At 61.3% G+C, this 15,228-nt stretch carries 17 protein-coding genes and 1 tRNA gene; 8 read left to right on the forward strand and 10 right to left on the reverse strand.

All coding sequences use genetic code 11. The features are described from left to right. Window positions 1-23: 23 nt before the first annotated feature. From BLR34_RS03230 to BLR34_RS03260, 7 genes are all read right to left on the reverse strand, one after another. Complete coding sequence (locus BLR34_RS03230; RefSeq protein WP_092699364.1) at window positions 24-602, reverse strand: hypothetical protein; 579 nt, start codon at window positions 600-602, stop codon at window positions 24-26. Between the two features lie 192 nt (window positions 603-794). Then, window positions 795-876 (reverse strand) — tRNA-Ser (locus BLR34_RS03235). Between the two features lie 27 nt (window positions 877-903). Then, the gene (locus BLR34_RS03240) at window positions 904-1,110 is read right to left on the reverse strand and encodes a DUF7981 family protein (RefSeq protein WP_092699366.1); all 207 of its coding nucleotides are present in this window, start codon (window positions 1,108-1,110) and stop codon (window positions 904-906) included. Window positions 1,111-1,123: 13 nt separating this feature from the next. Beyond that, the gene (locus BLR34_RS03245) at window positions 1,124-1,504 is read right to left on the reverse strand and encodes a Rid family detoxifying hydrolase (RefSeq protein ID WP_092699368.1); all 381 of its coding nucleotides are present in this window, start codon (window positions 1,502-1,504) and stop codon (window positions 1,124-1,126) included. Window positions 1,505-1,570: 66 nt separating this feature from the next. Then, window positions 1,571-2,272, reverse strand: a complete 702-nt coding sequence (locus BLR34_RS03250) for a class I SAM-dependent methyltransferase (RefSeq protein ID WP_092699370.1) — start codon at window positions 2,270-2,272, stop codon at window positions 1,571-1,573. Window positions 2,273-2,346: 74 nt separating this feature from the next. Beyond that, window positions 2,347-4,179: a S9 family peptidase gene (locus BLR34_RS03255; RefSeq protein WP_092699372.1), complete on the reverse strand. Its 1,833-nt coding sequence runs from the start codon at window positions 4,177-4,179 to the stop codon at window positions 2,347-2,349. A gap of 63 nt (window positions 4,180-4,242) precedes the next feature. Next, window positions 4,243-4,806 carry an NUDIX domain-containing protein gene (locus BLR34_RS03260; RefSeq protein ID WP_092699374.1) on the reverse strand — a complete coding sequence of 188 codons (564 nt, stop codon included), beginning with the start codon at window positions 4,804-4,806 and terminating at the stop codon, window positions 4,243-4,245. A 296-nt stretch (window positions 4,807-5,102) separates the two neighbouring features. Between BLR34_RS03260 and BLR34_RS03265 the strand changes: the two genes are divergently transcribed. The 3 genes from BLR34_RS03265 to BLR34_RS03275 all read left to right on the forward strand — a co-directional run bounded on the left by BLR34_RS03265 (window position 5,103) and on the right by BLR34_RS03275 (window position 9,621). After that, entirely contained in the window at window positions 5,103-6,740 is a 1,638-nt protein-coding gene (locus BLR34_RS03265) for a type II/IV secretion system ATPase subunit (RefSeq protein ID WP_092699489.1), read from the forward strand. Between the two features lie 74 nt (window positions 6,741-6,814). Continuing rightward, window positions 6,815-9,307: a type II secretion system F family protein gene (locus BLR34_RS03270; RefSeq protein ID WP_092699376.1), complete on the forward strand. Its 2,493-nt coding sequence runs from the start codon at window positions 6,815-6,817 to the stop codon at window positions 9,305-9,307. Window positions 9,308-9,360: 53 nt separating this feature from the next. After that, complete coding sequence (locus BLR34_RS03275; protein ID WP_092699378.1) at window positions 9,361-9,621, forward strand: DUF7111 family protein; 261 nt, start codon at window positions 9,361-9,363, stop codon at window positions 9,619-9,621. On the opposite strand, the gene BLR34_RS16600 is transcribed toward BLR34_RS03275, so the two are convergent. After that, window positions 9,622-9,795: a DUF4177 domain-containing protein gene (locus BLR34_RS16600; RefSeq protein WP_143414121.1), complete on the reverse strand. Its 174-nt coding sequence runs from the start codon at window positions 9,793-9,795 to the stop codon at window positions 9,622-9,624. It abuts the gene before it with no gap. A 73-nt stretch (window positions 9,796-9,868) separates the two neighbouring features. Between BLR34_RS16600 and BLR34_RS03280 the strand changes: the two genes are divergently transcribed. Together BLR34_RS03280 and BLR34_RS03285 are read left to right on the forward strand one after the other, a co-directional pair. Beyond that, window positions 9,869-10,441 (forward strand): magnesium transporter, encoded by a 573-nt coding sequence (locus BLR34_RS03280; RefSeq protein WP_092699380.1) that lies wholly within the window; start codon window positions 9,869-9,871, stop codon window positions 10,439-10,441. Between the two features lie 25 nt (window positions 10,442-10,466). Continuing rightward, window positions 10,467-11,033 (forward strand): magnesium transporter, encoded by a 567-nt coding sequence (locus BLR34_RS03285; RefSeq protein WP_092699382.1) that lies wholly within the window; start codon window positions 10,467-10,469, stop codon window positions 11,031-11,033. Here BLR34_RS03285 and BLR34_RS03290 read toward each other — a convergent pair. Together BLR34_RS03290 and BLR34_RS03295 are read right to left on the reverse strand one after the other, a co-directional pair. Next, on the reverse strand, window positions 11,030-11,227 hold the full coding sequence (locus BLR34_RS03290; protein ID WP_092699384.1) for a hypothetical protein: 198 nt from the start codon (window positions 11,225-11,227) through the stop codon (window positions 11,030-11,032). The genes BLR34_RS03285 and BLR34_RS03290 overlap by 4 nt on opposite strands. A gap of 60 nt (window positions 11,228-11,287) precedes the next feature. Then, entirely contained in the window at window positions 11,288-12,493 is a 1,206-nt protein-coding gene (locus tag BLR34_RS03295) for a potassium channel family protein (protein ID WP_092699386.1), read from the reverse strand. A 124-nt stretch (window positions 12,494-12,617) separates the two neighbouring features. On the opposite strand from BLR34_RS03295, the gene BLR34_RS03300 reads away from it, so the two are divergent. From BLR34_RS03300 to meaB, 3 genes are all read left to right on the forward strand, one after another. Continuing rightward, window positions 12,618-13,643: a LamG-like jellyroll fold domain-containing protein gene (locus BLR34_RS03300; RefSeq protein WP_092699388.1), complete on the forward strand. Its 1,026-nt coding sequence runs from the start codon at window positions 12,618-12,620 to the stop codon at window positions 13,641-13,643. Window positions 13,644-13,754: 111 nt separating this feature from the next. Next, window positions 13,755-14,174 (forward strand): cobalamin B12-binding domain-containing protein, encoded by a 420-nt coding sequence (locus tag BLR34_RS03305; RefSeq protein ID WP_092699390.1) that lies wholly within the window; start codon window positions 13,755-13,757, stop codon window positions 14,172-14,174. Beyond that, window positions 14,171-15,211, forward strand: coding sequence for a methylmalonyl Co-A mutase-associated GTPase MeaB (meaB, locus tag BLR34_RS03310; protein WP_092699392.1), 1,041 nt, complete (start codon window positions 14,171-14,173; stop codon window positions 15,209-15,211). Before BLR34_RS03305 ends, meaB begins: the two co-directional genes overlap by 4 nt. Window positions 15,212-15,228 lie beyond the last annotated feature (17 nt).

The raw sequence follows: 15,228 nt of genomic DNA on the forward strand, positions 1-15,228 counted from the left end.
ATAGGAGCCGGATTACGGCCTGTTCACTGCCAGGAAAGTTCCCAGGCACGTCGCTCGTCGCGGTTTGTCTCAGTGGACTCGATAGTCACCGAAGTGCCGTCTGCCGACAGACTGTCTACGATACCCAGAAAGACTCCTTCGGCCATGATCGGCGGGTTCGGATACTGTTTCGTGATGCCGACGTGTGCCGCGGTCTGCCCGCGGCGGTCGTAGGTGTAGCCGCCGGCAGGCCGGTCAACATCGGTTTCGTTGCCGTTGTGTATCGCTGGCGATGCCTGCTGGTGGATTGCGTCTATCGTCTGGAGTCCGTCGTGTACCGTTTCAACGCCATCGGGCCAGGGAACGTCTCGCCCCATCTGTCGACCGCCCTCTCGCATCGTCTTTTGACCGATGTTGTCGACGACATCGTAAAACGCCGGGGCGACCCTGTCGTAGTGATAGAACTCGTCTTCCTGAATATCGTCAAGGCCGTGTTCCTCGAATATCTCGCGGGCTCGCCGCTCGAATATCGGTGAGACCTTTCCTGCACTCTCGTAGAAACTCAGGACGTACAGCCCTTGACCGTGTGCGTGTCGGTGCCAGTTCTGCTCTATCTCTTCCATATCCATCACTATTCACTCACCGGACCTGAATAGCCTCTCTGCATGGGTAGCCATGCTCATCTATCGGGAAAGAATACAACAATTGTCCATATATATCTGGCTTTCACCCGTACAATGTTAATATCTACAGTCTCTGGCACTACTTACCTCCCACGGTGCCGTCGCTCTCCGTTCGCAGTTACTTCCAGAAGACGCCAGGACTGGGATTTGAACCCAGAATCCCGAAAGGGAACACGCTTTCCAGGCGTGCGCCTTACCGTTCGGCCATCCTGGCCCATCAGACCTTAGCAGGGGGCGTAGATTAAGGCCTTTCGTTCCGTGGTGCAAGTCGGGGGCGCAGGTGGTGGGTGACCAGCGAACTGGCGACCGACACCAGCACCGCTCCGACCGCCATCGGTCCAACGCCGATGAACTCCCCCGCGAACAGGTGATACGACTGGAGCAACACCAGAAACGAGAGGCCACCGACGGCCCCCCACAACAGGCTGGACTTCCTCCGGGGGTCCATCTGTCGGGCGGCGTTATTTCGTGGCGATTGCTTCGATTTCGACGCCGACGCCTTTGGGGAGTTCGTCGACCGCGATTGCGCTGCGGGCGGGCGGCGCTTCCTCGTCGAAGAACGTCTCGTAAATCTCGTTCATCTCGTCGAAGTCGTCGATGTCGTCGAGGTACACCGACACCTTCACGACGTCGTCCATCTCCAGGCCGGACTCGGCGAGAACGGCCTCGACGTTTTCGAGCGCCTGCTCAGTCTGGATGTCTATCGAGGCGCCATCGAGCAGGTCCCCCTCTGGCGTCAGTGGAATCTGACCGGCGGTGAAGACGAGGTCACCCGTCTCGACTCCCTGGCTGTACGCGCCTACTGCTTCCGGTGCGTCGTCTGTGTGGATAATCTCCCGCATATCTCCTATCGCTCACGGAATCCATATAAAAAATCCGGAGCGTCCCCGGCACCACTGGAGTCGGCGCTACTTGGGAATCCAGACGAGTGGAACGTGGTCCCACGCCCACGGTTGGTCGGGCTTGTCGGTGAACTCCCAGAAGCTTCGTGGCCAGGTGCCGAGTGAGTCGTGTATCGCCCGGTATGAGAGCGTACTCCTGTCCTCGATGACCAGTTTGAACCGCTCCTCGAACCGGTCCGGGTCGAAGTCGTCGTCAGCTTCCATCCGCTCTTGTGGGTTCTCGGCGGTCTGGCGGTAATGTCGCTTCCCGGAACTGTTGACGTAGCTCATCACAAGCTGTCCACCCGGTTCGACCGCATCGTAGAGGTGTTTCAGGGCGCGTTCGGACTCCTCGACGTAGACCATCGTCCCGAAACAGAACACCGTCTCGAACTGCCTGCCGGGCTCGAACGCCGGCAGTGTCGCCTGCTCGAACCGGATGTTCTCGACCCCGTTGGCACGGGCGCGGTTCTCTGCTAGCACCGACGCGGCGGCGTCGTAGCCGACGACGGTCGCGTCGGGGTACTCTGACGCGACGGTGAACGCGATATCGCCGGGACCACAGCCGACGTCCGCGAACGACGAGGGGACGCCCCGCTCGTCGAACAGTTCCGGTAGCAAGTCGAGCGCGTGGTGGGTACTCGGCGTCGCACCGTCGCGGTCGGCTTCGTCGGCGTTTGTCCAGAATTCGTTCCAGTCGATGGTCTCATCGTGGGTTTCGTCTGTCATAGATTCTGTGGCTGTCGCTATCGTTGGGCAACTGTTCAGCATCGGTCTGATTCGCGGGGGGTAGTCGTGAGGCGTTACACCCGACGGTCCAGGAAGTCTGCGAGCAACTCGAACGCCCGGGTCTTCTGCTCGATATCCGTCGAGCCGTGGCCTTCTGCGCCGAGTTCGGTGTACTCGAAGTCACCGTCTTCTCCCGCAGTCAGCCCCCGCTCTTCGAGGGCGTCACGGAACAGCCGCGCCTGTGAGATGGGACAGCGCGGGTCGTTGACGCCGTGGATGATGTGGATGGGGTCTTCCAGATTGTCGACGTGGTTGATAGCCGACCGTTCGCTGTAGCGGTCGGCGTTTTCGGCCGGGTCGCCCAGCATGTCTTCGAGAATCGACTTGAAATGTGGCATCGACTCCTCGTAGAGCGCGTGGAGGTCGCTCATCCCGACGTGTGCGACGCCGGCGGCCCACGGCTCGGGGTACATCGTCAGCTGGCAGTACGCAGAGTAGCCGCCGTAGGAGATACCGAAGATGGCGATGCGGTCCGGGTCGACGGAGTCTCGCTCGGCTAGCCACTCCGCGCCCCGCTTGATGTCCACCTGCTCCATGCCACCCCAGTCCTCGCGGATACGGTTACGGAACTCTCGCCCGCGCCCGGTCGAGCCACGGTAGTTCGGAGCCAACACGGTGTACCCCTCGCTGACGAGAAACTGCAGGTAGAGGTTGAACCCGCGCTGTGTCTGTGCGGTCGGGCCGCCGTGTGGGTAGACGATTGCTGGTCCAGGGTCGTCCCGCGCCTCGTACAGCAAGGCGCCGATTTCCAGCCCGTCCTCGGAGTCGTAGGTGACGTACTCCGGCTCGACGAACAGCGACGGGTCGACGCCGTCGTACTCCGGCTCCAGAACGGCCTCGACGCTGTCATCATCGAGGTCATAGCGCAACAGAGATTGCCGCTCGGCCCCGGTCTGGTTGGTCAGAAAGACGGTCGTCTCGTCGACGAAGCCGCCTTCGGAGCCGCTGATGCCGCTGGCGACGCCCGTCGGTACGTCGAGTTCTTGACTTTCGGCGGTGGCTACGTCGTAGATAACCGGCACCGTAGCAGCCTCCCGGGTCCGCATCACGAGGGCACGCTGTCCGTCAGGCGACACCGCCGCCGGCCGCTCGACGCCATCTCCCTCGCTGAGCCAGCGAACACTGTCCTCACGACGGTCGTAGACGCCGGCACGGCCAAGGTCAGGAGTGTCGTCACCGACGAGCAACCGCTCGCCGTCTGGGAACCAGTCGCCGACACCAGCGGTGGCTCCGGTCTCGCCGATGTGGAGATTCGTCGGCTCGTCGCCGTCGGCATCGACGACAAATACGTCGAGGTTTTCGGGATTGTCGGACTCGTTTGTCGCGTAGGCGACCCGGTCTCCGTCCGGCGAGAGCGCACCCGCAAAGTGGTTGACGCGGTCTTCGTGTTCGGTCAACTGCGTCGCAGTGCCATCGAGGTCGTATCGGTGGAGGTTCATCTGGCCCGCGTGCGTGGACGCACAGACCAGAAACTCACCGTTGGGGTCGACAGCCATCAGATGTGTCTGGCCGTCTGTCTCGACGACCGGCTCGGTTGTGCCGTCACGCTCGATAACGTGGATGTCGTTCTGTTCGTCGCCGTCCTCGTCGCGGTGGAAATAGATTCCCTCGCCATCGGCGGCCCACTCGATGCCGCCGCTGAGGTTCGTCGGTACGTTTCCGTCGCTCCACCGGGTCCACTCGCCGTCAAAAAGCGAGAGCGTATACAGTTCCATCCGGCCGCTCGTGTCGTGAAAGAAGGCGAGTTCGTGCCCGTCCGGCGAGACTGTTGGCGCGTAAAACGACGGCAGGCTCGCAAGTGTCTCCGGCTCGATATCGGCGTCGTGAATCGTAGTTCCGTGTGTCATTGTGGATTGTCTCTGGCTGTGTGTTGCTCGCAGTGATGCGGTGTTGATACGCTTGGGCAGCGGTCAGTCGAGGACGTGTCTGAGGTCGTCTCCGGGACCGCCCGGCGGAATCGAAACGTCCCCGGGCACCCCGTCCGACCAGCAGGTCCACCACCTGTCGCTGCCAGCGTCTGGGTCCTGTTTGCAGTCCTGAATTGCACCCCCAACGGGATGTCCGGTAAAGATGACGCGGTACGTCGACGTGTGTGGTTCGTCGTCTCCCTCAATGACGTGGTCGACGTGTCTGATGACGTCGACGCTATCGAGGGCAATGGAGACGCCAGTCACCGCTTCGATATCCGCTCGTGCGGCCGCCGCCCAGTCCTGTCCCGGGTCGACGGTACCGTGTGGGAGCACTGCGATGCCGAACTCGTCGTTGCGCATCAAAAGCAACTCGCCGTCGCTGTTTCTGACTGCGACGACGACATCGCCTTCACTGTCGACGCCGCAGTGATCTGCCGTCTCGTGTTCCTCGGTCGTTGCCGTCACCGTCACATCGTCTCTGTCCTCGGCGCTCGTCGGGTCCGCTAGTCGAAACTCGTCTGCTGTGGCTGCTTCTTCGGAGTCGTGGTGTGTCCTATTTACCATTTATCGTATATTTTTAGACCGCACGCCCTATCTGTCGGTACCTCCGGTTACGCTTCCTGTCTTGTCGGGGTAACTGGCACCTCTCGGGAGTAATCGGTAGCAGATACTCCGTAATAAAAATTGTGAAAAAAGTTTAGTTTACTTCCTACTTACATTTTCGTTGTCTGTGTATATAAACGTTCTGGTGTCGCGCGGCCGGAACCGTTCGTCTGCCCGGCGGGTATCGGCTGGGAATTCGAGTGCCATTTAAGTAGATGGCTCCGCAAGGTAGCAACCAGCGACCGACCGCACTAACGATGTCTGAACAGAGCGACGATGGTGCCAAGACGGGGAGTGACGGAATCGAGGCGCTCTCGGGGGTACGGGGCTGGCTCTCCCGAGCCGCGAGAATGCTGACCGGGTCGACTGTGACACTCACGGAGTACGACCCAGCCCGTCACGACCCGCTGGTCCAGTTCGACGGTCTCCCGGGGTACGAAGAGGTCGACCGCTACTGGGTTAACGTCCCGTTTACGTTCATCTCGATTAACTACGACCCCGAGGAGACGAAACACTACTACCACGTCGTCGAACCGACGCTCTCTGACATGGAAGCTGACCTCCTCGACCGGCTGTTCGAGGATATTCGCGGACCGCTGTTGTACCGGGATGCCGTCGCTGACGACCCGGAGCAGGCACTCCAAGACGAGCTAGAGGCGCGACTGGAGGAGTACGGCGTCCAGGTCACCGACGAGATGTTCTACCGGCTATTCTACTATCTTCACCGGTCGTTTCAGGGGTACGGCAAGCTGGACCCGCTGATGCACGACCCACATATCGAAGACATCTCCTGTGACGGCCCGGACTTGCCCGTGTTCGTCTACCACGACGAGTACACCGATATCGAGACGAGCGTAAGCTACGAGCCACAGGAACTGGCGAATTTCGTCATCCAGCTCGCCCAGCGGTCGGGGCGACACGTCTCGGTGTCGGACCCGGTGGTCTCGACGACACTGCCCGACGGCTCCCGTATCGAACTTGCGCTGGGCGAGGAGGTGACTCCGAAAGGGTCGGCCTTTACAATCCGGAAATACGCCGACGAGCCGTTCACGCCAATCGACCTGCTGAACTACGGCACCGTCGACGACGAGATTCTCGCCTTCATGTGGCTGGCCATCGAGAGCAACAAGTCACTGATTTTCGCCGGCGGGACGGCGGCCGGCAAGACTACCTCGATGAACGCTATCTCGATGTTCCTGCCGCCTCGTTCGAAGGTCATCACTATCGAGGACACCCGCGAACTCTCGCTGTATCACGACAACTGGTTGTCGTCGGTCACGCGCGAACGCATGGGCGACGCTGATATCACGATGTACGACCTGTTGCGCTCGGCGTTGCGCCACCGGCCAGAGTACATCATCGTCGGCGAGGTCCGTGGTGAGGAGGCCATTACGCTGTTTCAGGCGATGAACACTGGCCACACCACGTTTTCGACGATGCACGCCGACTCGGTGCAGACAGTTATCAACCGCCTGGAAAACGAGCCCATCAACGTCCCGCGCCCGATGGTCACCTCACTCGATATCCTGTGGGTGCAGGTGCTCGGGCGCTCGGGGGGCGAGCGCGTCCGCCGTGCAAAAACCGTCGCCGAAATCGAGGGCATCGACCAGCGAACCGGCGAACTCGACTACTCGAACACCTACGCCTGGAACTCACAGACAGACGAGTTCAGAGACCAGGGGTCGGAGTTGTTAGAGGAGATTCGAGAGGAGCGGGGCTGGAGCGAGTCAGACCTGCTGAACGAACTCCGGAACCGCCGAAAGTTCCTTCGCTATCTACAGGACAACGACGTAACCGACTACCGGCGCTTTACCGCAATGGTCAACAAGTACTACGCGGACGCCGACGAGGTCATGGAGCGTATCGACGAGGAGACGACCGGACTGGAGGTCTGACCGATGAGACACCCCCAGCGCGACCCCGGGCTGTTCGACGCTGACCGGACTGTTCAATCACCGGAGGGTATCCGATGAATCCGGTCTGGCTGTTTCCGCCGCTTCTCGTAGCTGGGGCGCTGGGTGCCTACGTCGGCGAGAAACTCAGCCCACGCATCGAGCGTGGACTCAACCGGATTTCGCGGGTCCTGTTCGGGCGATTCGTGTCGGCTGACGAACAGCGAGAGAACCGCATCCAGTCGGCGTTTATCGAGACGAGCTACCGGACCTACGCGGCAAAGACCTACCTCTACGTTGCCATTGGCCTCGTCGCCGGCAGTATCGCCGGTGCGTACGCGCTGGCTGGACTCTTGGCGGTACTCGATGCCATCGTCCAGATGCTTGCTGGATTGCCGCGGACAATTACCACCCCGCTGGGGATAACGCCGGATTGGGAACACGAGTTCGCGAGCCAGACGCGCTGGCTCATCCTGCTCGGTGGCGGCGCCGTCACCGGCCTACTCACAGCGACGCTCGCTTACCTCTTCAGATGGCAACTCCCCGCCAGCGACGCCGAGGTTCGACGCCGCGCAATCGACGAGGGCCTCCCCCGGACCACGGCGTTCATGTTCGCGCTCTCTCGTGGCGGGATGGAGTTTGCACAGATTCTCCAGATACTCACGGACAACCGCGAGGTATACGGTGAAACGGCTTCCGAGTTTTCGGTTACAGTCCGTGAGATGAACCTTTTCGGGACGGACATGATTTCGGCGATGCGGCGGATGTCCGAGCGGACGCCAAGCGAGCAGTTCAAGACCTTCTCTGAGAACCTGAGCAGCGTCCTCCAGAGCGGCCGAGAACTGCCGGGCTTTCTCGAAGAACAGTACGAGCGCTTCCGCGAGGACGCCGAGGAGCGTCAAGAAGAGATTCTCGACGTACTCGCCACAATTGCCGAGGGGTACGTCACCGTGCTCGTCGCAGGGGTATTGTTCCTCATCACGATTTTGCTCGTCTTCGGGCTGACGACGACCGACACGCTGTGGATTCTGCAGATGATGGTCTACCTGCTTGTCCCGCTTGCCAACGCAGGCTTCGCGGTGTTCCTCCAGCAGAAACTCGACCAGCTGGGCGTGGCGAGACGCAGCGGCGGCTCCGTGCTAGACCGACTGTCGACCTCGACACCGATTGCGCCCGAACCGGCCCGGGCCGTCCGACAGCCAGACGGCGGCGTCACCGAGGCGCGCGACTTCGACAACCGTCGGATGCTCGACCTGTACGACCGCGTTCGTGGCCTGAAATCGACGCTCGGTAGCCCGCTCCGGGTCTTCTTGCGGAGCCCGGCCAAACTGCTCTGGCTGACGGTCCCGATTGCCCTGCTCGCGTTTTTCCTCCGGCTGCCGACGGCACTTCAGGGCGATGGCGTCGCTATCCGCGTGCTCGACGACCTCGTCGTCCAGTCTGTGCTGTTCGTTCTGGCGACGTACGCGGTCGTCAGAGAGGTGTACAAACGCCGTATCGACCGCATCGAGGCCGCGACGCCGGAGATGCTCGAACGGCTTGCCAGCCTCAACGAGGCCGGGATGTCTGTTGTCGAAGGATTCGATCGCGTTAGAGGGAGCGACCTCGGCGTTCTGACGCCCGAAATCGAACGAATCTGGCGAGATGTCGAGTACGGCGCGAATATCGACGATGCGCTCATCCGGTTCGGACGACGGATTCGGACGACGGCAATCACCCGGGTTGTCACCCTGCTAACCAACGCGATGCGGGCGAGCGGCGAGATGGGACCGGTGCTCCGTATCGCCTCTGAACAGGCCCGCGCCGAGGTGAAACTGCGCCGTCAGCGCCGCCAGCAGATGTTCACCTATCTGGTCGTCATCTACGTCTCGTTTGCCGTCTTCCTGGTTATCATCCTGGCTGTCAACGAGGTGCTCGTCCCGAGCCTGCCCGACAACGTCGCACTCCCCGAGGGCGACCAGCTTAACCGACTCGGTGCCAGCCCCGACGCATTCGCACGCTTTGGCGAGGTGGACAAGGCGGCCTATACGCTCGTGTTCTTCCACGCCGCAATCGTTCAGGCCGTCGCCGCAGGGTTCATCGCCGGCCAGCTCGGCGAGGGGTCACTTCGTGACGGCGTGAAACACGCGGCTATCATGCTGGGTATCGCCTACGTGGCGGTCATCCTCCTCACGTCACCGGTCGCCTCCATCTCGGCGCTCGATACGACCAGCGACGGCGAGTCGGTGTTTCTCGACTCCGCATCGCTCTCTGAGGGTGGCTATATCGCCATCTATGGGGGTGACAGCCTCAACGGCGACGAGGTCGAGTTACTCGGCTACACGGAGTATCTCCCGCCAGGGAGCCACAGCGACGTATTCGTACCCTTACAGGAGGGGTCCATCACGAGCGACCAGTCCGTACTGGTTGTTGCCCACCGAGACACCAACGGTAACGAGCGCTTCGACTTCGCACTGCCGTACAAGTCGGGACAGAGCCAAGCTGATGGTCCGTATCAGGGCCTTTCAGACCGTAGCACACCCGGCGTTGAGGTCGATGTGACTTACATCGGCGGCTCGGACGATGACTGACCTGGGTGAAACGAACCGGTAGATTTGGGTGTCCGCAGTCCTCACCCCCGGATATGAGTGCTGACAACGGCCCCACCGTGACCTACCGCGAAGTCGACGGCGAACGGCTGCTGACGTTCAGCAGCGACGGCCGCGAGGCGACTGTTGCACAGAATATCGAAGGATACGCCATGCTCAAAGTTCGCGACGACGCCGGCGACGAACGAGAGCGGTACTACGGGTTCGATATGGCACTCGACCACGCCGCCGAGTTACTCGGCGTCTCCGCACACGACCTGCCTGTTCCCGAGGAAGCCGACGACATGGGAATGTAGTCACTCAAGACGGCGCTCGAAGACCAGACCGACTGTCGTGCCGTCGCGTTCGAGCGTTTCGCTGAGCCGCCAGCCTTCGCTCGCGTGCTCGTTGATGACTGACTCGATGTTGTTCATCTTGTTGCTCCGGGTCTCTGTCGCGTGTGTCGTGTAGACGAACTCCTGGTCTGCCATACCGAACCGACGGCCCACTGACGGATAACCTCTGGCCCGGTAGCTTTAACAGCGAACTCACCGACACCCAGATATGGAGACGCGGGCGGAGTTCTGGCGAATCTATCGGGAGTCCCTTCCTGTGCTGTCGATTGCACTTCTTGGTGGGCTGTTCTCGGGGCTCGTCTTCGATGGGCTGGTCGGGGCCGCCGACCGGTTCCCTGGGCTCCTCGTGATGGTTCCGGTCTTTCTTGCTACTCGCGGCAACGTCTACGGGGCACTCGGTGGTCGCGTCGCCAGTGGCCTCCACCAGGGGCTTGTCACCCCTGCCTTCGAGCGCGATGACCGGCTTACAAACGCCGTCATCGCCGCATTCGTCAACGGAATCGGCCTCTCTATCGTCATCGGTATCGCCACTTGGACCGCACTCCTGTTGCTCGGGTGGGAACACGCGCACCTGATAGAGTTCGTCTTCATCATGTTTATGGCCGCACTGCTGAGTTCCGGAGTGATGGTTTTCGGCCTCCTCGCGCTGTTGTTTGCGGGCTTCAAACGCGGGTACGACCCCGATAATCTCGTCGGGCCAATCGTTACGACTCTCGGCGATGTCTTCGGTATGTTCTTTCTGTTTTTCTCGGTCTGGCTCGCGGGTGTGGTGATACCGTGACCCTCGCCACAGAGGTGTGGGCCCGATGAGCGCATCCGGGGGAAGCTGGCACTGGCAGACAATCGTCAGGAACATGTTTCCGATGTTGTTGGTGCTCGTCGTCATCGTTCTCTTTGCAGGCATCCGACTCGAAGAGGCCGAGGCACTGCTCGATGCATACCCGATTCTCTCGGTGATGATTCCGACGATGGTCGCGATGGGCGGCAACCTCGGAGCTATCCTGAGTGCGCGGCTCACCACCCGGTTTCACCTCGGAACGACGACGCTCGACCCCCGAGACCGTGTGTTGTGGGCGAACGTGTTGGCAATCCTCGCGCTCGCGGCGACGCTGTTTACCGCACTCGCCGCGGGAGCCGCCGTTCTCGGGCTGTTTATCGACTCTCAGGCCGCTATTCCACAGCTATTTCTGATTTCGCTCCTCAGTGGCCTCCCGCTCGCGCTCATTGCTATCGGCTTCAGTTTCGCAACCACCTACGCCTCTTACCGGCTGGGCATCGACCCAGACGACACGACCATCCCCATCGTGACGAACGTCGTCGACGTGTTCGGGATGGTTATCTTTTTGGGAATATCAAGGCTCGTCCTGACTTAGCCAGGGAGGACTTCGAGAATACTCCAGGGTGCCGGAAGCACGCCGATGAACGTCAGCACCGCGGCCGGGAACCAGTAGGCAGCGACGAAGGTGAGCGGTAGTTCGTCAGTCACCTGCTGGTGCGTAGCCAGGAGGACAAAGGGCACGAGGAGAACGGCCCAGACGGCGATAGATTGCTGTAGCTCACTAACCATACACACTGGTATCTGGCGCGACGAAATCAATGTCCCGACATCTGGTCGGCTCGCTGTCTGTCACTGTCGGGCGGTCGACACCAGCTGCTCTGTTGCGTTCCACGTTCCGCGAGCGATGAGTCTGTCTCCGGCGTCGACCCTGTCTCCGCCATCGGGGTAAAACACCCACTCGTCGTTCGAGCGACGGATAGCGATAACCGATATACCCGGGTTGGCCTCGAGAACGTCCTCGACGCTCCCGCCAGCGAGAACACTCTTCGGTTCGACTGCCACCCGTCGGACGGCTACTTCGCTCTCGCGGACCGACTCGGTGATGACCGGATGCGTCTCGATATCCCTGAGGATGCCTTCGGTGATTTCGAGCGCGGCGTCGCTTATCAGTTCGGTGCTGTTTGCCAAAGCGAGGAGTCCGCGAAGCCGGACTGGCTGTTCGACCTCGCTTGCGGCCTGGAGAATCCACGCCTCCAGACGCGACTGAAGGCTGTCGACTTCGACCTCTAAGGCGTGGACCTCCTCCGCCAGGTCGCTGTCGTCGAGCAGGACACTCGCGTACGCGAGGTCGACGGAGAGCTCGCTGACGTTTTTCATCAACACGATAGTGTCGACTGCCCGTGTCAGGTCGGTGATGTCGGCGTCGCGTTCCTCGGGCTGTTCGTAGGGCGTTCCGGTCACCGTCTCGTACACCGTCGAGAGGTTACGTTCACCACCCCGAAGCAACAGTACGTCGCCCACCTCGAGCCGAGTCTCCTGGTCCGGCGTGAGCACCCACTCTTGGTCGTCGTGGAGCCCGATAACTCGCACGCCGGTCTCGGTTTCGAGGTCGATTTCGCCGAGCGTGTTCCCTACGTACGGTGAGTCCTCGCCGACCGTTGCCCGAGCGAGTACTTCCATCGCGTCGGGCAGCGCCGCGCGTATCGACCCGGGCAGTTCCTCGTCGCCGAGGACGACCGTCGCGATATCGCCGGCCGCCTCACTGATTTTCTCGGCGGCACCGATGATGCCAAGGACAGGCGCGAGCTGTTTGGAATCTGTCGTCGTGCGCGCGGCCATCAGCGTGTTCATCCGAGCTTGCATCTGGAGGACGTCCATGCGCGACTCCAGTTCGAGGACCTCCGTCGCCAGCGCGTCGCTGTTGTGTAACAGCGCCGAGTACGCCAGGTCGACCATCAACTCAGACACGTCTTTCATCGAGACCAGTAGCCGTTTGACCCCGACGGGCTCGTACTCGACTGCCTCCGACCCGTCATCGCCGTCGCCTGAGACCATAGGTCACTGTTCTCCCGACACCGGTTTTACTCTATCGCCGGTTTCTATCACTGTCGACGATACCGTCCAGACCTGTTATCTGGCGTATAGACGGTTTTATTTCTATCGCGTGTGGAAGCCAACTATGCTCCCCGACGGCCACGACGGGCGCGCTGCCTCTCCGATTATCGGTAACATTCTGCTGGTCGCAGTGGTGTTGGTCGTTGGCAGTATCGTCGCTGTAGTGGGGCTCGGCCTGCTCGAGGGGTACGGGACACCGACCGCCGACGCCTCCTTCGAAATCGAGCAGTCTCCGGCTGGTCTCGTTCTCCAGCCCAGGGCACTCGGGACAGATGTCGTCGTCAAACTCGACGGGCGAGAAATCGAGCGCATCGCCTCGGACGACGCCGGAGAGACAATCCTGCTCCCGACTGCTCCCGGCAGTGAGATTGTCGTCGTCTCACAGGACGAGGACAGCTCCGTGTTACTGCAAGAGGAAATCGACAGCCGCGACGAGCTTGGTGATTTCACCGCCTACTACACCTTCGAGCCGGGCGAAAACCCGGATGTCCTCGCCGACCGCTCCGGGAACGGTAACACAGGTACACTCGAAGACGACGGCGGCGGAGACGGCCCGCAGTGGGGCGGCTGTGGCCTCCAGTTCGACGGCGAAAACGACTACGTCGACATCAGCGACATCAGCGCGCCCGAGGACGTGACGGAGTTTACTGTCGCCATCACGTACACACAGACCGGCAATACCGGCGACGGCGCTGTCAATCAGTTGGTCGAACACCAGTTCGGGAGCGGTGAGGAGTGGTTTTTCGAGACCAGCGGCGGCGCAATCGGTGAGAGCTATACCGATAGCTACTCGATCGACTACGCCGTCGAATACCCGAACCAGGTCGTCGCCTCTGATGGCGTGTCGATCAACACCACACACGTGGTCGTCGGTACATACGACGGGAACAGCTACGACCTCTATGTCGACGGTAATCGGGTCGGTGGTGGTACGCATGCCGAGGCCGTCGGGATGGGCGATATGCGCCTCGGCCGTGACTTCGAGAGTGCGAGCCAGTATCTGGATGGCGAACTCTGTGAACTCCGCCTCTATTACACGGCATTCGACGAGTCACAGGTCAAGCGAATCACCACGGCGATGGAGCCGTGACTCACCGTCTGGCCCACCGAAACGCTGACAGCTGCCAGAACATACAGCTTCCCGGGGCTCTGTGGGGATGTATTCGAAAAAGCCAAACGGGAACCTGCCGAATGTGCAGCTATGAGCGCAGACCAAGAACAGCGGACGATACGGTGTCTGGTAGCCAAAGTTGGCCTGGACGGCCACGACCGTGGCGCACACGTCATCTCGCGGGCGTTCAGGGACGCAGGGTTCGAGGTCATCTACTCGGGGCTGCACCGTGCCCCCGAGGAAATCGTACAGGCAACGGTCCAGGAGGACGTTGACGTTCTCGGCATCTCCATTCTGTCGGGTGCCCACGACACACTCGTTCCCGAAATTATCGATGGACTCGAAGAGTACGACGCCTTCGAGGACACGCTCATCCTCGTGGGCGGTATCATCCCCGACGACGACGAGGCCGAACTCAAAGAGCTCGGGGTCTCCGAGGTGTTCGGACCCGGGGCATCGATGGAGCAGATGGTCGAGTACGTGCGAGAGAACGTGCCCGAGAAAGAATGAGCGACCTCATCGACGAGTTGCTGGCGGGCAAACACCGTGCGCTCGCCCGCGTCATCACGAAAATCGAGGACCGTCGCAGCGGCCACCGTGACCTCGTATCACAGCTCCATCAGCACACCGGCAACGCCGACGTTATCGGCGTCACCGGCTCGCCCGGCTCGGGAAAATCGACGCTGGTCGACAAGATGGCCGCAACCTACCGCGACCGCGGACTGACCGTCGGCGTCATCGCAATCGACCCCTCCTCACCGTTTACCGGCGGGGCGGTGCTCGGCGACCGCATCCGGATGGGGTCGAACATCGGTGACATGGACGTGTTCTTCCGGTCGATGTCTGCCCGTGGCTCACTCGGCGGGCTCTCGACGGCGACGACAGACGCTGTCAAGGCACTGGACGCCTTCGGCAAGGACAAAATCATCATCGAGACCGTCGGTGCGGGCCAAAACGAGATAGATATCGTCAAGACCGCAGATACGGTGATGGTGTTGGTTCCGCCCGGCAGCGGTGACGACGTGCAAATGCTCAAAGCCGGCATCCTCGAAATTGGGGATATCTTCGTCGTCAACAAGGCCGACCTCGACGGGGCGAACCGGACCGTCCAGGAACTGCGCGAGATGCTCGATTACAGCGACGGCGCGATTCTTCAGTCGAGTGGCCATCACGGCGCGGGGTCGATGGAAGGCACCGACGGCCTCCAGATAGAAGCCGAGTCAGAGGGCTGGGACCCCGAAATCATCGAGACGATTGCCCAGCGCGGTGAGGGCGTCGACGAGGTACTCGACACCCTCGACAGCCACGCCACGTATCTCGACGACTCGGGCGAGCGCGAGCGCCAGGCACGGACCCGGTACGCTGAAGAGATTCGGACGCTCGTCCGCGAAGATGTCAACGACTTGATGGCAGAAGAGCTCGACCACCGCGGCGGGATGGACGCGTACCTCGACGACGTGGTTACACGCGAGACAGACCCTTACACCGTCGCCGACGAGTTGGTCGGCCCGCTGGCCGACTGTGTTCGTGACCGACGCAAAGAGTAGAGACCACAGCAGATAAG

It is taken from the genome of Halovenus aranensis, from assembly GCF_900100385.1.
Lineage (GTDB): Archaea > Halobacteriota > Halobacteria > Halobacteriales > Haloarculaceae > Halovenus > Halovenus aranensis.